The 19,620-nt window shown below is 69.8% G+C and carries 16 protein-coding genes and 4 tRNA genes; 9 read left to right on the top strand and 11 right to left on the bottom strand.

The window, feature by feature from the left end; genetic code table 11:
• The first annotated feature begins 24 nt into the window (after nucleotides 1-24).
• Nucleotides 25-1,188: an SLC13 family permease gene (locus AA0Y20_RS09540; RefSeq protein WP_412938999.1), complete on the top strand. Its 1,164-nt coding sequence runs from the start codon at nucleotides 25-27 to the stop codon at nucleotides 1,186-1,188.
• A gap of 18 nt (nucleotides 1,189-1,206) precedes the next feature.
• Here AA0Y20_RS09540 and AA0Y20_RS09535 read toward each other — a convergent pair whose 3' ends face one another.
• The 4 genes from AA0Y20_RS09535 to AA0Y20_RS09520 form a co-directional block, all read right to left on the bottom strand.
• Nucleotides 1,207-1,713, bottom strand: coding sequence for a glycine cleavage system protein R (locus AA0Y20_RS09535; protein ID WP_412938998.1), 507 nt, complete (start codon nucleotides 1,711-1,713; stop codon nucleotides 1,207-1,209).
• A gap of 80 nt (nucleotides 1,714-1,793) precedes the next feature.
• Nucleotides 1,794-1,865, bottom strand: a tRNA-Val gene (locus AA0Y20_RS09530).
• Nucleotides 1,866-1,892: 27 nt separating this feature from the next.
• Nucleotides 1,893-1,963 (bottom strand) — tRNA-Cys (locus AA0Y20_RS09525).
• 55 nt (nucleotides 1,964-2,018) lie between these two features.
• Nucleotides 2,019-2,090: transfer RNA gene (locus AA0Y20_RS09520), tRNA-Gly, on the bottom strand.
• 152 nt (nucleotides 2,091-2,242) lie between these two features.
• Between AA0Y20_RS09520 and AA0Y20_RS09515 the strand changes: the two genes are divergently transcribed.
• A tRNA-Val gene (locus tag AA0Y20_RS09515) sits at nucleotides 2,243-2,316 on the top strand.
• A gap of 150 nt (nucleotides 2,317-2,466) precedes the next feature.
• Here the strand turns inward: AA0Y20_RS09515 and AA0Y20_RS09510 are convergent.
• The 4 genes from AA0Y20_RS09510 to zapE form a co-directional block, all read right to left on the bottom strand.
• A complete protein-coding gene (locus AA0Y20_RS09510) occupies nucleotides 2,467-3,201 on the bottom strand; it encodes a VIT family protein (protein ID WP_412938997.1) in 735 nt (244 codons plus the stop codon).
• A gap of 142 nt (nucleotides 3,202-3,343) precedes the next feature.
• Nucleotides 3,344-3,907, bottom strand: a complete 564-nt coding sequence (locus AA0Y20_RS09505) for a type II toxin-antitoxin system PemK/MazF family toxin (protein WP_412938996.1) — start codon at nucleotides 3,905-3,907, stop codon at nucleotides 3,344-3,346.
• Nucleotides 3,908-4,113: 206 nt separating this feature from the next.
• Nucleotides 4,114-5,382 carry an ammonium transporter gene (locus tag AA0Y20_RS09500; protein WP_120262848.1) on the bottom strand — a complete coding sequence of 423 codons (1,269 nt, stop codon included), beginning with the start codon at nucleotides 5,380-5,382 and terminating at the stop codon, nucleotides 4,114-4,116.
• Nucleotides 5,383-5,547: 165 nt separating this feature from the next.
• The gene (gene zapE / locus AA0Y20_RS09495) at nucleotides 5,548-6,576 is read right to left on the bottom strand and encodes a cell division protein ZapE (protein ID WP_412938995.1); all 1,029 of its coding nucleotides are present in this window, start codon (nucleotides 6,574-6,576) and stop codon (nucleotides 5,548-5,550) included.
• Between the two features lie 33 nt (nucleotides 6,577-6,609).
• Here zapE and AA0Y20_RS09490 point away from each other — a divergent pair, with 33 nt between their 5' ends.
• The gene (locus AA0Y20_RS09490) at nucleotides 6,610-7,317 is read left to right on the top strand and encodes a dihydrofolate reductase family protein (protein ID WP_412938994.1); all 708 of its coding nucleotides are present in this window, start codon (nucleotides 6,610-6,612) and stop codon (nucleotides 7,315-7,317) included.
• Here AA0Y20_RS09490 and AA0Y20_RS09485 read toward each other — a convergent pair.
• Entirely contained in the window at nucleotides 7,271-8,491 is a 1,221-nt protein-coding gene (locus AA0Y20_RS09485; protein WP_412938993.1) for an alpha/beta hydrolase family protein, read from the bottom strand. The two genes, AA0Y20_RS09490 and AA0Y20_RS09485, sit on opposite strands and share 47 nt — an antisense overlap.
• A 25-nt stretch (nucleotides 8,492-8,516) precedes the next feature.
• Between AA0Y20_RS09485 and AA0Y20_RS09480 the strand changes: the two genes are divergently transcribed.
• The 4 genes from AA0Y20_RS09480 to AA0Y20_RS09465 all read left to right on the top strand — a co-directional run bounded on the left by AA0Y20_RS09480 (nucleotide 8,517) and on the right by AA0Y20_RS09465 (nucleotide 13,742).
• Nucleotides 8,517-9,107: a DUF3000 domain-containing protein gene (locus tag AA0Y20_RS09480; RefSeq protein ID WP_412938992.1), complete on the top strand. Its 591-nt coding sequence runs from the start codon at nucleotides 8,517-8,519 to the stop codon at nucleotides 9,105-9,107.
• Nucleotides 9,100-10,296, top strand: coding sequence for a ribonuclease D (locus AA0Y20_RS09475; RefSeq protein ID WP_412938991.1), 1,197 nt, complete (start codon nucleotides 9,100-9,102; stop codon nucleotides 10,294-10,296). Before AA0Y20_RS09480 ends, AA0Y20_RS09475 begins: the two co-directional genes overlap by 8 nt.
• A 72-nt stretch (nucleotides 10,297-10,368) precedes the next feature.
• Nucleotides 10,369-11,586, top strand: coding sequence for a thiolase family protein (locus AA0Y20_RS09470; RefSeq protein WP_412938990.1), 1,218 nt, complete (start codon nucleotides 10,369-10,371; stop codon nucleotides 11,584-11,586).
• Nucleotides 11,587-11,597: 11 nt separating this feature from the next.
• A complete protein-coding gene (locus AA0Y20_RS09465; protein WP_412938989.1) occupies nucleotides 11,598-13,742 on the top strand; it encodes a 3-hydroxyacyl-CoA dehydrogenase NAD-binding domain-containing protein in 2,145 nt (714 codons plus the stop codon).
• 61 nt (nucleotides 13,743-13,803) lie between these two features.
• Here AA0Y20_RS09465 and pepN read toward each other — a convergent pair whose 3' ends face one another.
• Nucleotides 13,804-16,308, bottom strand: a complete 2,505-nt coding sequence (gene pepN, locus AA0Y20_RS09460; RefSeq protein WP_412938988.1) for an aminopeptidase N — start codon at nucleotides 16,306-16,308, stop codon at nucleotides 13,804-13,806.
• 65 nt (nucleotides 16,309-16,373) lie between these two features.
• On the opposite strand from pepN, the gene AA0Y20_RS09455 reads away from it, so the two are divergent.
• Both AA0Y20_RS09455 and AA0Y20_RS09450 read left to right on the top strand, forming a co-directional pair.
• Nucleotides 16,374-17,051, top strand: a complete 678-nt coding sequence (locus tag AA0Y20_RS09455; protein WP_412938987.1) for a TetR/AcrR family transcriptional regulator — start codon at nucleotides 16,374-16,376, stop codon at nucleotides 17,049-17,051.
• Nucleotides 17,048-17,638, top strand: a complete 591-nt coding sequence (locus AA0Y20_RS09450) for a hypothetical protein (protein ID WP_412938986.1) — start codon at nucleotides 17,048-17,050, stop codon at nucleotides 17,636-17,638. Before AA0Y20_RS09455 ends, AA0Y20_RS09450 begins: the two co-directional genes overlap by 4 nt.
• On the opposite strand, the gene dxs is transcribed toward AA0Y20_RS09450, so the two are convergent.
• Complete coding sequence (dxs, locus tag AA0Y20_RS09445; RefSeq protein ID WP_412938985.1) at nucleotides 17,620-19,608, bottom strand: 1-deoxy-D-xylulose-5-phosphate synthase; 1,989 nt, start codon at nucleotides 19,606-19,608, stop codon at nucleotides 17,620-17,622. The genes AA0Y20_RS09450 and dxs overlap by 19 nt on opposite strands.
• Nucleotides 19,609-19,620 lie beyond the last annotated feature (12 nt).

Here is a 19,620-nt window from a genome sequence, read left to right as displayed (position 1 = left end):
CGTCGGGGCGACGCACGAGGGCGCATGATGGATGCCGTGAAGCTCGCCATCGCCGGGGCCGCACTGCTGCTCGCGTCGGCGGGCGCGGTGATCTTCGGCGTTCTGCCGACGGACGACCTCGCCGGGATCGCCGAGCGTGTCGCTCCGATCCTGGGCTTCGTCGTCGCCGTCACGATCGTGGCGGAGCTGGCGGCGAAGGCCGGTGTGTTCGACATCGCGGCCGGATGGCTGGCCCGTGCCTCGCGCGGCCGCACGGCCGTGCTGTGGCTCCTCGTCGTGGCACTGGCTGTCGTCGCGACATCCTTCCTGTCGCTCGACACGACCGCCGTCCTGCTCACGCCCGTCGTCGTCGCCGTCGCGCGCGCGAACGGTCTGCCGCCCCTCCCCTTCGCCTTCACGACGGTCTGGCTCGCGAACACCGCGTCGCTCGTCCTGCCGGTGTCGAATCTGACGAACCTGCTCGCGCTCGGCCGACTCCCCGAGGGCGGCCCGCTCGCCTTCCTCGCTCTCATGGGGCCGTCGGCGGCCGTGGCGATCCTCACCACGATCGCCCTCTTGTTCGTGATCCACCGGCGCTCGCTCATCGGCCGATTCGATCCCGCACCCGTGCCGCGCGTGATCGACCGAGTGCAGCTGATCGCGGCATCCGCCGTCGTCCTGGCGCTCATGCCGGCGCTCGTCAGCGGTCTCGAACCGTGGATCCCCGCGACGATCGCGGCGACCCTCCTCGTCGGCCTCTTCGCGTGGCGGTCACCGCGCGGGCTGTCGGTGCGCCTCATTCCATGGCAACTGCTCGTGTTCGCGGCCGGCCTGTTCACCGCCATGGCCGCACTCGAATCACTCGGGTCGGCGGCGGTGGTCTCGGTGATCGCCGGCGAGGCCGGTGGGCCGTTCGAGCTCTGGCGGATGGCCGGCACCGCCCTCATCGCAGCGAACACCGTCGACAACCTGCCGGCCTACCTGCTGCTGGAATCGGCGGCGGGGACGCCCGAGCGACTCGGCGCACTGCTCGTCGGGGTCAATGCGGGGCCGCTCATCACCCCGTGGGCCTCGCTCGCGACGCTGCTGTGGCACGAGCGGTTGCAGGCGGTCGGTGTCGACGTGCCGTGGCGGCGCTTCATCCTGTGGGGCCTCGTCGCCGCTCCGCTCATCGTCGGGCTGTCTGTTCTGCCGCTCGCGCTCCGCTGACCGGAGGGCGTCGGCCGGTCACGTCAGGGTGAGGTCGACCTGGATCTCGCCCGCGAGACGCTCGAGATCGGCGACGATGTCCGCGGCGTCGAACTCGGCGGGAAGTCGCACGACGACGGTCGCCTCGAAGAGCGTCCCACCCGACATCGGAGCGTCGAGCGTGCGGCTCGTCAGGGCATCGATGCTCAGGGCGTGAGCGCCGATCGCGTCGCTGACCTCGCGGACGATGCCGGGACGGTCGTTGCCGAGCACGGTGAAACGCAGCACCTGTCCGCTCGCGACGACGGGCGTCAACGGTTGATGTGTCGTGATGCGCAGCAGGCCGTCGAGGTGCTCGAGGGCGTCGACCAGACCGGCTTCCCGGTCCCCGGGCACGTCCACCAGGACGATGCCCGCGAAGGCGCCGGCGAGCTCTGCGAGCTCGCTTCGCTCCCAGTTTCCGCCATGCGCTGCGACGGTGTCGGCGAGTGTGCGGACGAGTCCGACCCGGTCGTCTCCGACGACGGTGAGCACCAGCTGAGTCATGGCGCCGAGCCTAACCGGCGGGGCTGTTCGCCGTTCCCTGAAACGACAAAACCCCCGGTGATACCGGGGGTTTTACTCGGTGCGCGATACTGGGATCGAACCAGTGACCTCTTCCGTGTCAGGGAAGCGCGCTACCGCTGCGCCAATCGCGCCTATACAGGCTGTTCAGTTATGAGGCGAGGTGGCGACGGGATTCGAACCCGTGTAAACGGCTTTGCAGGCCGGTGCCTAGCCGCTCGGCCACGCCACCGTGTGTGGTTCTGACCCACGTGCCGGATCACCCTGACGGGAGATCCTCGCACTCGAGCGGATGACGAGATTCGAACTCGCGACCCTCACCTTGGCAAGGTGATGCGCTACCACTGCGCTACATCCGCATTTCGTTCCGGATCGCTCCGGCACTTGTTAAACATTAGCCGACGATCGCGTGAGCGCAAAACCGACGACGCCCCGCGCGTGTCTCGCCTTCGCGTACGGCAACCGCCGCGGCATCCGGTATGCTCGAGTCTCGGCCCTCACGGGCCAGCACGGGCGATTGGCGCAGTTGGTTAGCGCGCTTCCTTCACACGGAAGAGGTCGTGGGTTCGAGTCCCGCATCGCCCACACTCCGCCCCGGTCGTCACGACCGGGGCGTTTCTCGTTGGTGTGTGCTCTGCCCTCCCCGAGCACGCACCCTCGCGGCGAGCACGTACCTGAGACGGTGCACGCTCGCGGCGGCGGTGCGTGTTCGCGGTGAAGCGCGGCGGGTTCGGGTCAGACGGCGCCGGATACGCCCAGCAGCGAACCCACCGTGAAGGTCGCGAGGAGCGCGAGGGCGCCTCCGACGACGACGCGAACGACGGGACGGAGCGGAGGGCTGTCGCCGAGCCGCGCACTCAGGTACCCCGTGAGGGCGAGCGCGATGAGGACGACGGCGAAGGTCACGGGAACCCGGATGCCGGCAGGCGGCAGCAGGATCGCGAGGAGCGGCAGCAGCGCACCCACGGTGAAAGCGAGCGCGCTGGCGCCCGCAGCGGCCCACGGGCTGGCTAGCTCGTCCTCGGTCAGCCCGAGCTCTGCCTCGAGGTGCGCGGCGACCACATCGTGCTCGGTCAGCTCTTCGGCCACACGGCGCGCGGTGTCCGGAGAGAGTCCGCGCTGCTTGTAGAGACCCGCGAGCTCGATGAGCTCGGTGGCGGGGTCTTCCACGAGCTCTCGACGCTCCTTCGTGATCATCGCGCGCTGGCTGTCGCTCTGGCTGCTGACCGAGACGTACTCGCCGAGGGCCATCGAGATCGCGCCGCCCACGAGACCGGCGATACCGGCCGCGAAGACCGGCGCGGTCTCCGTCGTCGCCCCCGCGACACCGACGACGAGGGCAGCGGTCGAGACGATGCCGTCGTTCGCTCCGAGGACACCGGCCCGCAGCCAGTTCAGCCGCCCCGACATCGACGACGCGTGCGGCTCCCCCGGGTTCGCCCCCGGCACCTCCGAGAACGGTTCGCTCATGCCGCCATGAAACCACCCCCGCAGCGATCACGGCAGACCCCGGGCCGAGCGCCGACCACGCACCATCGCCGCGAGAACGCACGTCTCCCGGTCCGTCCTCGCGGCGATGGTGCACTCTCGGCGCAACCGATCCCGCGGGCGCTCAGCGGGCCGCGCGCCAGCCGTAGCGCTGCGACAGGGACTGGGCGACCCGGCGGTAGGTCGTGCGGTCGAGAGAGCCGGCCGTGCGGCGGATGCCGCTCGTGGCGACGAGGTAGATCTGATCGACGTCGAGCCACGACGGGCGGCGCTCGCGGTCCCAGTCCCCCGTGCCGAGAGCGATGTGGTCACGCTCGCCGTCGTGCGGCTTGCTCGTGAGCTTCATGGCCCAGCTGCGTCCGCCGTCGGCGCGCGCGAGCACGAGCAGCGGGCGGTCCTTGCCGCGAGCGGCATCCTCCGCATACGGCACCCACGCCCACACGATCTCGCCGGGATCGGGCTGCTCATCGGGCCGGGGCTCGTACGCGAGCACCAGACCGCCGGCTCCGGGGAGAGCGACCTCGACGACGGATGCCGCGCTCGCGGCCCCTCCGCCCGACGCGGGCCGACCGCCGACGCGAGGCGGCGCACCGGCTCCCGCTCGCGATCGCGTGTCCGTGGGCCGCGACGAGCCGCCCGCCGCCCGGCGCGGACGCAACAGATCCCACACTCGCGAAAGCACACCCATGCGCCCAAACTAACCCAGCCCGCACGACCCGCCGCGTCACCTCACCCGCCCCCTCACCCACCCGCTGTGACATCCGAGCCGCCATCCCACCTGGCAGCTCACGCCCCCACACCTCGCTCATGGCGGCGTCACCTGCCAACCGAAACGCCGGCGGGGCACCGCGGATCACTCCGCGATGCCCCGCCGGGCTCAGGTGCGAGGTCTGATCAGACCTTCGCGTCCGAGAGCGTGTAGCCGACCTCGCCGTGCATGACCGTGTCGATGCCGGCGATCTCGTCCTCGTTCTTGACGCGGAAGCCGATCGTCTTCTCGATCGCGAAGCCGATGATGAAGGCGAGCACGAAGGAGTAGACGAGGACAGCGAGAGCGGCGATCGCCTGGACGATCAGCTGGCTGGCGTCGCCACCCATGAACAGGCCGGTGCCGTTGGCGAAGAAGCCGAGGTAGAGCGTTCCGATGAGGCCGCCGACGAGGTGGATGCCCACGACGTCGAGCGAGTCGTCGAAGCCGAGCTTGTACTTGAGCTCGATCGCCAGGGCGCAAGCGGCACCGGCGATGAGGCCGAGCAGGATGGCCCAGATCGGGTCGACCGACGCGCAGGCCGGGGTGATCGCGACGAGACCCGCGACCGCACCCGAGGCGGCGCCGACCGAGGTGGGCTTGCCGTCCTTGATCTTCTCGACGAGCAGCCAGGCCAGGAGGGCGGCGGCGGGAGCGGCGATCGTGTTGATGAAGGCGAGCGCGGCGGTGCCGTCGGCAGCGAGCTCGGAGCCCGCGTTGAAGCCGAACCAGCCGAACCACAGCAGACCGGCGCCGAGCAGGACGAACGGCGGGTTGTGGGGAACGTGGACGCCCTTCTGGAAGCCGACGCGCTTGCCGAGCACCAGGGCGAGGGCGAGGGCCGCCGCACCGGCGTTGATGTGCACCGCGGTACCACCGGCGAAGTCGATCGCGCCGACGCCGAAGACGTCCTGCAGGCCCTTGGTGATCCAACCGCCGTACTCGAACGAGCCGTCGTCGGCGAGGCCGAAGTTGAAGACCCAGCTCGCGACCGGGAAGTAGACGATCGTCGCCCAGACACCGGCGAACAGCATCCACGCGCCGAACTTGGCGCGGTCGGCGATCGCGCCGGAGACGAGAGCGACGGTCAGGATGGCGAAGGTCGCCTGGAAGCAGACGAAGGCCATCGGCGGGAAGGCGGCGTCGTCCGGCGTCTCGAGCAGGCTGCTCAGGCCGATGGCGCTCCAGTCGATCGACCAGGGGGCGACGGTTCCCTCAGCGCCGGGGAAGGCGATGGCGTACCCGAAGAGCACCCAGAGGACGCCGATGAGTCCGAGTGCGCCGAAGCTCATCATCATCATGCTGATGACGCTCTTGGCCTTGACGAGACCGCCGTAGAAGAACGCGAGTCCTGGCGTCATCAGCAGGACGAATGCGGCCGCGATGAGTATGAATGCGGTGTTGCCTTGATCCATCTCGAAGGGAACCTCTCTGCAGGGACGCAGGTGTAGCGTCGGGTCCCCTCAGTGTCGAGGCAGCCAGTTTCCCCCGACGGCGCACTCGTGTTTCCGAACGGTTACGCGATCGCTCCCCCGGTAAACATCAGGTTTCCTCACGCCGCGAGGCGCCTGCGCAGGAGCTCAGGAGTGGGTGAGAGCAACCAGACGCGAGATGGCGCGGAGGTACTTCTTGCGGTATCCGCCGCCCAGCATCTCGTCGCCGAACACCTCGTCGAGAGGGCGGCCCGTCGCTCGGATGGGGATCTGCGCGTCGTACGCGCGGTCGATGAACGCGACGAAGCGCAGCGCGGCGGACTGGTCCGTCAGCTGCGTGACGTCGCGCAATCCGATCGTCGAGATGTCGTCGACGAGGCGGATGTAGCGGGAGGGGTGCACCGTCGCGAGGTGCGCGATGACGTCGGCGAACGCGTCGTCCGACACGAGTCCGGATGCCGCGGCCTCCGCGATCGCGGACTCGTACTGCTCGGGGGCCATCGCAACGGCGTGTCCGTCGACGGCGCGCTGACGGTAGTCCGTGCCGTCGATCCGGATGGTCTGGAAGCTCGCCGACATGGCGTGGATCTCGCGGAGGAAGTCCTGGGCGGCGAACCGGCCCTCGCCCAACGCGTTCGGCGGGGTGTTCGACGTGGCGGCGAGGCGCGTTCCCGACGCGACGAGCTCGCCGAGGAGCCGCGTCATCACCATCGTGTCGCCCGGATCGTCGAGCTCGAACTCGTCGATGCACAGCAGGTCCGCCCCGCGGAGGAGCTGCACGGTGTTCTGGTAGCCGACGGCGCCGACGAGCGCGGTGTACTCGATGAACGAGCCGAAGTACTTCCGGCGGGCCGGCATCGCATGGTAGATCGCGGCGAGCAGGTGAGTCTTGCCGACACCGAACCCGCCGTCCAGGTACACGCCAGGCTTGGTCTCGGGCACCTTCTTCGCACGACGGAACAGTCCTCCTCGCGCGGCGGGAGCACCACCTCGGGCGAAGGTCTCCAGAAGGTCCTTCGCCTCCTGCTGCGACGGGTACTGCGGGTCGGCTCGGTACGAGTCGAACGTCGCCTCGTCGAACTGTCGAGGCGGCACGAGGGCGCCGAGCATCTCGGAGCCGCTCACCTCGGGACGACGGTCGCTGAGGCGCAGGATTCCGGCGGATGTGCTCGTCACGGATCAACCCTAACGGCGTGAAAGGATGACGCCGTGCGTGTGACCGAGATGCTGCCGGAAACCGGAGAGAGCGCGGATTCCACGACGGATGCCGGACGGGCATGGCTCGCTCGCCGGTACCGGCGAGCGCCCGGCGCGTACGTCCGCCTGAACATGGTCACGACCCTCACCGGGTCGGCCTCGGGTGACGACGGGACGAGCGACACCATCACGAGCCCGACCGACCGCGCCGTGCTCGGCATCATCCGTCGAGATGCGGATGTCGTGGTGGCGGGGGCAGCGAGCGTCCGCGCAGAGGGCTACGTCGTCCCGCGCACCGCGGCTCTCGCGATCGTCTCGCGGTCGGGCCGTCTCGACGGTCATCGTCTCGCCGACGCCGAGGCGGGCCGTGTGGTCCTGGTGGTCCCCGGCGGTTCGGCCCCCGAGGCCCCTCCCGGCGTCGCAGTCGTCACCGCCGGCGCCGGCCCCGATGTCACCCCCGCGGACGTCGTCGCCGCTCTCGCGGCTCGCGGCTGGGAGCGGATCGTCTGCGAGGGCGGCCCGACGCTCGCCGCGCAGTTCCTCGCGGCGGGTGTCGTCGACGAGGTGTGCCTCACGGTGGCACCGCGGATCGGGCCGGTGCGGCATCCCGTCCTTCCCGTCGCGACGGACGTGCCGACGCGGGTGACGGGCGCGATCATGGATGCCGCGGGCTTCAGCTACCTGCGCCTGAGCGTCGGCGCTCGAGCCACGCGCGGATGACCGACGTCCATCGCTCGGGGTCGTAGTTCCACAGCTTCGTGTGCCGCGCGGTCTGGAAGATCTCGAGCTCGACGAGATCGGGGCGCGCTTCAGCGAGCTGGTAGGAGGCGTCGGCGGGAACGAATCCGTCGTCGTCGCTGTGGAGGATGAGGATCGGATGCCGCAGCTCGGCCGCACGCGCGACCACGTCGAGGCGGTCGAAGGGTATGGGCGTGTTCAGCCCGACGATGCGCGACCCCCAGTCGCTGTCGAGCGCCCGCACCGCGGTGCTCGCGACGGGTCCGGGAATGCGGAGGAGCTGCGCCTGGTAGTCGAGCACGATGCGCCAGTCGATCGCCGGCGATTCGAGCACGACCCCGGCGATGATGTCGCGGTGCGCCGAGTTCAGGGCGACCTGGAGGGCGATCGCGCCTCCCATCGACCACCCCATGAGGAAGACCCGGCGGGCTCCGCGGCGACGGGCCGTGCCGATCGCGGCATCCACGTCGCGCCACTCGGTCGCGCCGAGCATGTACGTGCCCGATCGACTGCGCGGCGCCTCGCCGTCGTTGCGGTACGACACCAGCAGGCAGGAGACGCCGGCGGCGTGGAACACCGGCACGGCCCGGAGCGTCTCGGCCCGTGTCGTACCGCGTCCGTGGATCTGGAGGACCCAGGTGTCGCTCGGCTCGCCGGTTTCGTCCGTGGCGGGGAAGAACCAGGCAGGACAGGGCCCGAGCGGAGATCCGACGAGTTCGGAGCGGTACGGCAGGTGCAGCTCTGCGGGGTCCGTGTAGTACCACCCGCTGAAGGCGGCGGCCGCTGAGAGGTGGTCGTCCGTTCCGATCTCGGTGAGCAGCTTGCGCTTGACCGAGGTCTCGTCCTGGGCGAGCACCGCACCGACCTTGACGTAGGAGGCGGTGCCCGTCGTGAAGAGCCCGTAGCGCCCCGGCAGCTCGGTGTCGGGGTTGCGCGAGAGCGTCAGCGTCTGGGCGGCGACGTCGACGGCGAGGAGCTCCGTATCGGGCACGCGCCCCGCGGGCGTGACGACCTTGCGCGCGACGCGCATCGAAACGGTTCCGAGCGCCGCGAGCGTGATCCCCATGGCTCCGGCGAGTGCCGCGATCGTCGTCTTCGCGGCGGTGGCTGCTGCGGGAGATGCGCCCGCAGCCCCGGCGCGCCTGGAACCCATCATCGAGGCCTCACTCTAGTCTGTCGACGTGGCCGATTTCCGTCCCCCCGCCGACGCGACGGCATTCGTCGTCGCTCGCGAAGCGGTGCTGGCGATGGCGTTCCGCGATGACATCGTGGTGCGCGAGATCCCTGCGCCGACCGGGCTCGCGCCGGAGTCCCTCGCGCTCGCCGGCGACGTACGCCCCGAAGACCACGCCGTGGACTCCCCGTACGGCACCGGCCGCATCGTCGTCCTCCACGATGAGGACGAGCCCGACGCCTGGGGCGGCCCCTGGCGCATCGTCGCCTTCGCTCAGGCACCGCTCGAGCCGGAGATCGGCGTCGACCCGCTCCTGGCGGAGGTCGCCTGGTCGTGGCTGATCGATGCTCTGGATCACCGCGGCGCATCGTTCCATTCCGTCTCCGGGACCGCGACGAAGACTCTTTCGCGCGGCTTCGGAAGCCTTGCCGAGGAGGGCGATGGCGCACAGATCGAACTGCGCGCCTCCTGGACCCCCGTCGGAGACATCACCGCCCACATCGACGCCTGGGCGGAACTGACCTGCATGCTGGCCGGCCTTCCTCCGGGGTCGGAGGGCGTCGCCGTCTTCGGAGCACGCCGGGGGAACCGTGGCTGAATACACCGTCATCGCCGATGACGCCGGACTCGAACGCGCCGCGGAACTCCTCGCGGCCGGCGACGGCCCTGTCGCCGTCGACGTCGAGCGGGCGTCGGGCTTCCGATACTCACAACGCGCCTACCTCATCCAGGTCTTCCGTCGCGGCGCGGGCGTGCACCTGTTCGACCCGCCCGCGATCACGACCTTCGCTCCCCTGCAGGAGGCGATCGGCGACGTCGAGTGGGTACTCCACGCAGCGAGTCAAGACCTTCCGTCCCTGCGTGAGGCAGGGCTCGACCCTCGGTCGATCTTCGATACCGAGCTGGCTGCGCGGCTCCTGGGCCATGCGCGCGTCGGTCTCGGTGCCGTGGTCGAGGACACTCTGGGGATCGTCCTCGCGAAGGCGCACTCCGCCGCCGACTGGTCGACGCGCCCGCTGCCGCAGTCGTGGCTCGAGTACGCCGCCCTCGACGTCGAGCACCTCATCGACGTCCGCGACGCGCTCGCCCTGGAGCTCGAGGCGCAGGGCAAGGTCGACTTCGCGGCGCAGGAGTTCCAGGCCGTGCTCGATCGACCGGTGAAGCCCCCGCGCGAGGATCCGTGGCGCCGCCTCAGCGGACTCCACACCATCCGAGGCCGCCGGGCGCTGGCGGTGGCCCGGGCGCTCTGGACCGCCCGCGAGGAGTACGCCCGCGAACAGGACATCGCTCCCGGCCGGCTCGTACCCGACCGCGCGCTCGTCGCGGCGCTCGCCGCCGACCCCAAGACGAAGCAGGACTTGGCGAAAGTGAAGGACTTTACCGGCCGCGCCAGCCGCTCGCAGCTCGACCGCTGGTGGGCAGCTTTCGAAGAGGGGCGGGCCGAGCAGTCGCTGCCGCCCGACCGGCTCCCCGGCGACGGGCTGCCGCCGGTTCGTGCGTGGGTCGACCGCAACCCTCCCGCGGACGCTCGCCTCAAGGCCGCCAAGCCGCTCGTCGAGCAGCGCGCCGAGGAGCTGTCGATGCCGACCGAGAACCTGCTGACGCCCGAGCTCCTCCGTCGCGTGGCTTGGTCGCCGCCCGCCGAGATCTCCCCCGAGACCGTCGGGGCGGCTTTGGCCGAGCTGGGGGCGCGCCGGTGGCAGATTGAGCAGACCGCACAGTTGATCGCGCAAGCCTTTGTGGATTCCGTGAACGGGGATGCCGCACCGTCCTCGAGCGGTTCGTAGGTTCGACCCAACCGATTTTCCCGGCCTCCCCGGCTCTCTAGGCTGGGGTGGATCCCATCTTCTGGAGGCAAAGTGGCCGAGATCTCGGACGTCTACTTCATCGACGGCATGCGCACCCCGTTCGGGCGCGCCGGCGAGAAGGGCATGTACTGGAACACCCGAGCTGACGACCTCGTCGTCAAAGCGATCCGGGGCGTCATCGAACGCAACCCCGACCTGCCGCTCGACCGGATCGACGACGTGGCGATCGCCGCGACGACGCAGCAGGGCGACCAGGGCCTGACCCTCGGTCGCACGGCGGCGATCCTCGCCGGACTCCCCCAAAGCGTCCCGGGGTTCGCGATCGATCGGATGTGCGCGGGCGCGATGACGAGCGTCACCACGATGGCCGGGGCGATCGGCATCGGCATGTACGACCTCGCCCTCGCGGGCGGGGTCGAGCACATGGGTCGCCACCCGCTCGGCGGCGGCGACACCGACCCGAACCCCCGCTTCCTCACCGAGAAGCTCGTCAGCGCCGATGCGCTGAACATGGGCATCACCGCGGAGCGCCTGCACGACCGCTTCCCGGTGCTCACGAAGGAGCGTGCCGACCGGTTCGGCATGCGGAGCCAGCAGAAGGCCCAGGCGGCGTACGACGCGGGCAAGCTGCAGCCCGATCTCGTTCCCGTCGCGGTGAAGTCCGCGGACGGCGCGTGGGGCCTCGCGACCGAGGACGAGGGCCGCCGACCCGAGACCACGATGGAGGGGCTCGCTCAGCTGAAGACGCCCTTCCGCCCGCACGGCCGCGTCACCGCGGGCACCTCGTCCCCGCTGACCGACGGCGCGACCATCAGCCTTCTCGCCGGGTCGCGTGCGGTGAAAGAGCTCGGACTCACCCCGAAGATGCGCATGGTGTCGTTCGGCTTCGCCGGCGTCCAGCCCGAGGTCATGGGCATCGGACCCATCCCGTCCACCGAGAAGGCACTCGCCAAGGCCGGGCTCACGATCGACGACATCGGGCTGTTCGAGCTCAACGAGGCGTTCGCGGTGCAGGTGCTCTCGCTCCTCGATCACTTCGGCATCGACGATGACGACCCTCGGGTCAACGCGTGGGGCGGAGCGATCGCGGTCGGTCACCCCCTGGCAGCATCCGGTGTGCGTCTGATGATCCAGCTCGCCGCCCAGTTCGCCGAGCGTCCCGACGTCCGCTACGGCCTCACCGCGATGTGCGTGGGCCTCGGCCAGGGCGGATCCGTGATCTGGGAGAACCCGCACTACACCGGCAAGAAGAAGACCCCGAAGAAGTGAGGCGCGCCGACATGACCTACGACGACATCGACTTCTCCCCGCTCGACGCTCTCACCGGTGACGAGGTCGTCACGCACGCGCTGGTGCGCGACGTCCGGCTCGCCTCGGGCCGCACGCTCGCGCTCATCACCCTCGACAACGGCCGAGACCACACCCGGCCGAACACACTCGGACCGGCGACGCTCGCCGAACTGGGCAGCGTGCTCGATGCGCTCGCCGCCCGCGCGGCGGCCGGGGAGATCGACGCGGTCGGCATCACCGGCAAGCAGTACATCCTCGCCGCGGGCGCCGACCTCTCCGACGTGTCACGGCTGCCTTCGAAGGAGATCGCGAAGCTCGTCGCGCAGCGCGGGCACCAAGTGCTCGGGCGCCTGTCGCAGCTGGGCGTGCCCTCCTTCGCGTTCGTGAACGGTCTCGCCCTCGGCGGCGGTCTCGAGATCGCCCTCAACAGCACCTACCGCACCGTGGACGCCTCCGCGGCGGCCATCGCGCTGCCCGAGGTCTTCCTCGGCCTGATCCCCGGCTGGGGAGGCGCCTACCTGCTGCCGAACCTCATCGGAATCGAGAACGCTCTCGAAGTCGTCATCAGCAATCCGCTGAAGCAGAACCGCGTGCTCAAGCCGCAGCAGGCCTTCGATCTGGGCATCGTGGACGCGATCTTCCCCGCGGTGAGCTACCTCGAGGACTCGCTCGCCTGGGCGGATCGCGTGCTCTCGGGTGCGGTCTCGGTCACACGCAAGAACGAACCCGGCAAGCTGGAGCGCCTGACCAAGTGGCCCATCGCCGTCAAGGTCGCGCGCGGCATGCTCGAGTCGAAGATCGGCACCGTGCCGAAGGCGCCGTACGCGGCGCTCGAGCTCCTCGAGAAGGCCCGCAGCGGATCCCGCGATGAAGGCTTCGCCCGCGAGGACGACGCTCTCGCCGAGCTCATCTCCGGCGACCAGTTCGCCGCATCGATGTACGCCTTCGATCTGGTGCAGAAGCGCGCGAAGCGACCGGTCGGCGCTCCCGACAAGGCACTGGCGAAGAAGGTGACGAAGGTCGGCGTCATCGGGGCGGGCCTCATGGCGAGCCAGTTCGCGCTGCTGTTCGTCCGCAGGCTCCAGGTGCCGGTACTCATCACGGACCTCGACCAGGCGCGGGTCGACAAGGGCCTCGCCTACATCCGCGAGGAGATCGGCAAGCTCGAGGCGAAGGGCCGCGTCGACTCCGACACCGCGGGCAAGCTCCGCTCGCTCGTCCACGGAACCGTCGACAAGACCGAGTACGCCGACTGCGACTTCGTCATCGAGGCGGTGTTCGAGGAGGTCGGGGTCAAGCAGCAGGTGTTCGGCGAGATCGAGAAGATCATCGCCGAAGACGCGATCCTCGCGACGAACACGTCGTCGCTGTCGGTCGAGGAGATCGGTGCGAAGCTCGCCCACCCCGAGCGACTCGTCGGCTTCCACTTCTTCAATCCGGTCGCGGTCATGCCGCTCATCGAGATCGTGAAGACGCCGCAGACGACGGATGCCGCCCTGTCGACGGCTTTCGTCGTGGCGAAGGGGCTCGGCAAGAACGCCGTCCTGACCAAGGACGCACCCGGATTCGTCGTGAACCGGCTGCTCGCGAAGGTCATGGGTGAAGCAGCACGAGCCGTCTACGAGGGCACGCCGGTCGCCGACGTCGAGAAGGCCTTCGCGCCGCTCGGCCTGCCGATGGGTCCGTTCCAGCTCATCGACCTCGTCGGCTGGAAGGTCGCCGCGCACGTGCAGGACACGATGACCTCGGCGTTCCCCGAGCGGTTCTACGCGAACGAGAACTTCCACCAGCTCGCCGAGCTCTCCGAAGTCGTCGAGAAGGACAAGGGCGGACGAGTCACGGGCTTCACCAAGGCCGCGGAGAAGATCGCGAAGAAGGCGACGGGCTCGTCGCCGGTCGCATCCGACACGATCCTCCAGCGCGTGCAGGACGGCCTGGCCCAGGAGATCAAGCTCATGCTCGACGAGGGCGTCGTCCCCGAGGTTCAGGACATCGACCTGTGCCTCATCCTGGGCGCCGGCTGGCCGTTCATCGACGGCGGGGCCTCGCCCTACCTCGATCGGGAGGGCGCGTCGGAGCGGGCGTTCCGCGATACCTTCCACCACCCGCCCATCCGCGGGATCGCGCACCGCTGACGCCGGGCGCGACGTCGCCGACGAGGACCTCGTGGCAGCACGCCGCGGGGTCCTCGTCGTGTCACGCCGCGGGACTGCTCTGCAAGCTCTGCACCCGGAGGTCGCGCTCGCGGACATCGCGCTGCTCGATCACGATGCGCCGCAGTGCGGCCGGCGCCCCCGGGTGCTCGTCGAGCCACGCCGTCGCCGCCGTCAGGTCGTCCGTGGCGGGAAACAGTCCGCGCACGAGGCGGCGCGCGATCTCGATGCTCCGCGTCTCCCAGACTCCGCCGATGCGCGAGAAGTAGTCGCCGTCGAAGGCTGCGATGAGATCGCGTCGTCCACCGGCGCGAACGCCCGCGATGGTCGCGTCGAGCTCGTCGTTCGACAGGGTCTCGTCCGTCCACGCCGCGACCCACCCGGCCTCGCGCACGGCAGCCTCCGGCAGCGCGGCTCGGGCAGCGCGGTGGGATCGCCTCCCCTTCGCGGTATCGTCGCGGACCAGCTCGGCGTCGACCTCGGCGGGGCCGGCCTGGCCCGTCGCAGCGAGCGCGAACAGCCAGCTCCATCGCAGGTCCGCATCGAGCACGAGACCGTCGGGGAGCTGCCCGTCGCCCGCGAGCAGCCGGCGCAACGACGCCGCACGCCCGGAATCCACCGCGGCGGCGGCGGCCAGGGCACGCGCCCAGACGAGCTGAGCGTCCGTCCCGGGGCGGGCTTCGTGCAGGGACAGCCAGACAGTCTCCAGCCATTGCGCGGCGAGCGAGTCGCGTTGCGCGGGGGCGGCGTAATGGGCGATCGCATAGTCGGCATGCGCGAACGCGTCGGTGAGGAGGCCGACGTGGGTCTCGGCGGCGGCGTGCACTCTGACGATCGCGAGGTAGCGCGCCACGTCGAGTCGACCGTCGCGCACCGCGTTCCAGAGAGCGGCCCACGCCACGGAGCGAGCGAGCGGGTCGCCGATGGTCGAGAGCGAGAGCTCGAGCGCTGCCGTCGTGTCATCGTCGAGGCGCACCTTCGCGTAGGTCCGGTCGTCGTCGTTGGGGATGATCAGGCCCGCGGCATCCCCGGGCAGCGGTGTCCGGGCGCCGACGAGGTCGAGCTCGACGCCACCCTCGCGGCGAAGCGCCCCCTCCGACGCCGCATACCGTCCGATCGTCACGCGGTGCGGGCGGGGGTCGGTCTGCACGACGATGACGCCGCCCGTTCCGTCACGCTCGACCGACAGATCCGACATCCCGGTGGTCTCGAGCCAGGCGCGACTCCACGCCCGCAGGTCGCGTCCGGAGGCGTGCTCGAGCGCATCCAGCAGATCAGCGAGCGTGGTGTTCCCATAGGCGTTGGCGGCGAAGTACTCGCGCGCGCCGGCGAAGAACGCCTCCTCCCCCACGTACGCGACGAGCTGCTTGAGAACGGACGCTCCCTTGGCGTACGTGATGCCGTCGAAGTTGAGCTTGGCCGCCTGCAGATCGGGGATGTCGGCCACGATCGGATGCGTGGTCGCAAGCTGGTCCTGCTCATAGGCCCACCCCTTACGCCGGCTCGCGAAGCTCACCCAGGCGTCCGGATAGAGCCCGGTCGCGACCGACGCGTGCGAGCCCATGAAGTCGGCGAAGGACTCCTTGAGCCACAGGTCGTCCCACCACCGCATCGTCACGAGGTCACCGAACCACATGTGCGCCATCTCGTGGAGGATCGTGTTGGCGCGCGCCTCGCGCTGCGCCGCGGTCGCGGCCCCACGGAAGACGTACGCCTCGGTGAAGGTGACGAGCCCGGGGTTCTCCATCGCACCGAGGTTGTACTCGGGCACGAAGATCTGGTCGTACTTGCCCCACGGATAGCCGAGCCCGAACGTCTCGCCGAAGTATGCGAGCCCGCGGCGGGTGATGTCGACGATCTCATCGGCATCGAGGTACGGCGCCAGCGAGGCGCGGCACAGGACGCCCAGATCGACAGGCCCGTCGGGGCCGTTCCAGGCGGCGTCGACGCGATGGTAGGGCCCAGCCGCGACGGCCGTGATGTAGCTGGAGATCGGGAGTGTCTCCGCGAAGGCGACCTCGGTACCGCCGACGACATCCTGCCGCTCGGTCTCCGCACCGTTCGACAGCACCCGCCAGCCCGCGGGCGCAGCCACTCGCATCCGCCAGCGCGCCTTCAGGTCGGGCTGCTCGAAACACGGGTAGACGCGACGCGCGTCGGCGGGCTCGTACTGCGTGTACAGGTAGACGGCCCCATCGACAGGGTCGACGAAGCGGTGGAGCCCCTCTCCCGAGCGGCTGTAGACGCCGCGGGCCTCGATCGTCACGGTGTTGCGTTCGACGAGGTCACGGATGCGGATGCGTGCCCCGTCCCATTCCACCGGCCTGCTCTCGCCGTTCACCGTGACCGCGTCGACGGTCGAACCGAGGAAGTCGACCCAGGTCTCCCCGCCGTGGGGCGCATCGAACGAGAGGGTCGCTCGCGTGCCGAATGTCGTCTCGTCGGCACGCGGGGCGTCACGGACATCGAGGAACACCTCGATGGTGTGGACCCGGATGTCGGCTGCGCGCTGTTGAGCGTCGGTACGGGTGAGGTTGTCGCCGGTCATCCCTTTATGCTTCCACGAGCGTGCGGGTCGTGATGCTTCCCCCGACCTGACGCTAGTATCTGAACATGTTCAGCAGCCCGGAGCCGACCGGATCCAAGCGCGATCGTACCCGCGCCCTGATCGTCGAGACCGCACTGCGCTCGTTCCGCGAACGCGGCTACGACGCGACCACCATCCGCCACATCGCATCCGAGGCCGGCGTCTCGGTCGGGACGACGAACTACCACTTCGCGTCGAAGAACGAGCTCGTGCAGGAGTTCTACCTACAGGTCCAGCAGGCTCACCGCGCTGCCGCCCTTCCCCGCCTCGAGTCGACGCGCGACCTCAAGGAGCGGCTCGCGATCGTCTTCCACACAGGCCTCGATCAACTGATGCCGACGCATGGCCACGCGCCGGAGTTCCTGACGGCCGCCGTCTCGCCGCGGTCGTCGATCAACCCGCTGTCGCCCGAGTCGAACGCCTCGCTCGCGATCGTGGAGGACCTCTTCCGCGTCGCCGTCGACGAGTCGGACCACAAGCTTCCGAAAGACATCGCGGAAGCACTGCCCGGCGCACTCGTCCTCGCGCATCTCCTGCTCGCGATGTACTGGGTCTACGACGATTCCGATGACCAGGCGAAGACGCGGCGCCTGCTCGACAAGGGCTTGGCACTGCTCGCGATGGCGCTCCCGCTGGCCCGCCTCCCGATGCTGCGACGGCCGCTGCGGGAGCTCCTCGACCTCATCGCCGAGGCCCGCACATGACGGGCGCCGCGCACGAAGCGAGCTCTCCCCGAACGACAGCCGAGCCGTTCGCGTTCACCCGTTCCGAGTTCTGGAGCGGTGCGGGACGAGCTTGGCTCTGGACCGCCTTCTTGCTGATCGCGGTCTGGGCAATCAGCACGGGTGGCATCGGCATCGTCGCGGCTCTCTTCATCCTGCCGGCCTCAGTCGTCGCGCTCGCCATCGGAGCACCTGGTGCGTACGTACTGGGAAGGTTGCTGCGGCGGTCACCCCATGTCCCGATTCACCTCGCGATATTCGCCGCCTACGGCGTACTCGTGAGCGTCGTCGTCACCGCCGCCTACTCCCTCGTCACGATGACTCCGACCACGGGACTCGCGGCGGTCCTGGAGTCCTCGTGGCTCCTGATCGTCAATGGCCCCGTGACGGCCATCGGGCTCGCGGGCGCGTGGTTCGTCACGGCGAAACGTGCTCGGCGAGCCGATGCCGGCGCTGTCAGCATCGCCGGACGTAGCGAGGACCCGGACGCAGCAGCAGAGGACGCATTCGACGAGCGGTACCGCGTCATCGATCCCGGCCGCGCACGACGTCAGCGACCGCGAGGCTGAGGCTCTCCGTCGCTCGCACCCGCGCGGCCGGGCGCGTCTGCGGCATCCGCCCAGTCGGACTCGGCATCCGCGCTCGGGCGCGCGATGGGGATGCGGGTGCCGAGGACCTGCGCGACGACGTCGTGGGCGATCTTCGCGGCCGTCAGGCCCGCGTCGTCGAGGATCTCGTCGCGCTCCGCGTGATCGATGAACTCGTCGGGCAGTCCGAGCTCGTCGACGGCCGTGTCGATGCCGGCCTCGCGGAGCACCTGGCGGATACGGGTGCCGACACCCCCGACACGGATCCCGTCCTCGATCGTGATCACCAGCCGGTGCTCGGCCGCCAGCTCGACAACGGAGCGCGCGACCGGGACCACCCAACGCGGGTCGACGACGGTCGCGCCGATGCCCTGAGCTCGCAGGCGCTCGGCGACCTCGATGCCGAGACGCGCCATCGGACCGATGCCCACGATGAGAACATCGTCCGACTCCCCCCGCACCAACACGTCGGTCCCGTCTCGCAGGCGTTCGACGGCGGGCAGGTCGTCGCCGACCGAGCCCTTCGGGTATCGCACCACGGTGGGCGCGTCCTCGATCTCGACGGCCTCGCGGAAGACCTCCCGCAGTCGCGCGGCGTCGCGAGGGGCTGCGATACGGATGCCGGGCACGAGCTGGAGCATCGCAAGATCCCAGATGCCGTGGTGGCTGGGGCCGTCGGGACCGGTCACGCCCGCCCGGTCGAGGACGAACGTGACGCCGGCGCGGTGCAGCGCGACATCCATCATCATCTGGTCGAACGCGCGGTTCATGAACGTCGCATAGATCGCCACCACAGGGTGCAGTCCGCCGAAGGCGAGCCCCGCTGATGCCGCGACCGCATGCTGTTCGGCGATGCCGACGTCGAGCACCCGGTCGGGAAAACGCTGCGCGAAGGGCAGCAGTCCCGTCGGCCGCAGCATCGCCGCGGTGATCGCGACGACATCGTCGCGGCGCTCACCAGCCGACACGAGCTCTTCCGCGAACACGTCCGTCCAGCTCGTCTTGCCGCCGGATGACACCGGCTGGCCCGTCGCAGGGTCGATCCTGCCGACGGCGTGGAACTGGTCGGCCTCGTCGAGGCGGGCGGGGGCGTAACCGCGGCCCTTCTCGGTGATGGCGTGCACGATGACCGGGGCGCCGTACGCCTTCGCCATGCGCAGGGTCTCGATCATCGCCTCGAGGTCGTGCCCGTCGACCGGGCCCAGGTACTTGATGTCGAGGTTCGAGTAGAGCGCCTCGTTGTTCACGAACCTGGAGAGGAACCCGTGCGTGCCGCCCCGCAGACCGCGATAGACGGCACGCGCCGCCGGTCCGAGTCGACCGAAGAGCGAGGCCGAACCCTCGTGCAGCGACCGGTAGCCCTCGGTGGTGCGCACCTTGTTCAGGAAGCGGGCCATGCCGCCGATCGTCGGGGCGTACGAGCGCCCGTTGTCGTTGACGACGATGACGAGGTTGCGATCGTTGTCGTCGGAGATGTTGTTGAGCGCCTCCCACGTCATCCCGCCCGTCAGAGAGCCGTCTCCGACCACCGCGACGACATGACGGTCGGTGCGACCGGTGCGGGCGAAGGCCCGTGAGATGCCGTCGGCCCAGCTGAGGGAGCTCGACGCGTGCGACGACTCGACGACGTCGTGCTCGCTCTCGCTGCGCTGCGGGTAGCCCGCCAAGCCCCCGCGCGAGCGCAGCCGCGAGAAGTCCTGGCGGCCCGTGATCAGCTTGTGCACATAGGACTGGTGCCCTGTATCGAAGACCACCGGGTCGTTCGGCGAGTCGAACACCCGGTGGATCGCCAGCGTGAGCTCGACGACCCCGAGATTGGGACCGAGGTGCCCGCCGCTGCGCGCGACGTTCTCGACGAGGAACGAGCGGATCTCACCGGCGAGCGTCTCGAGCTGCGCGATCGAGAGGGAGTCGAGATCGCGCGGATGCGAGATCGAGGAGAGCAACGACATCGAGCTCCTCCT

This window comes from Microbacterium pratiae, assembly GCF_047302165.1.
Classification (GTDB): Bacteria; Actinomycetota; Actinomycetes; order Actinomycetales; family Microbacteriaceae; genus Microbacterium.
Note: the sequence above shows the minus strand (reverse complement) of the source record. Positions and strands in the feature narration are given on the sequence as shown.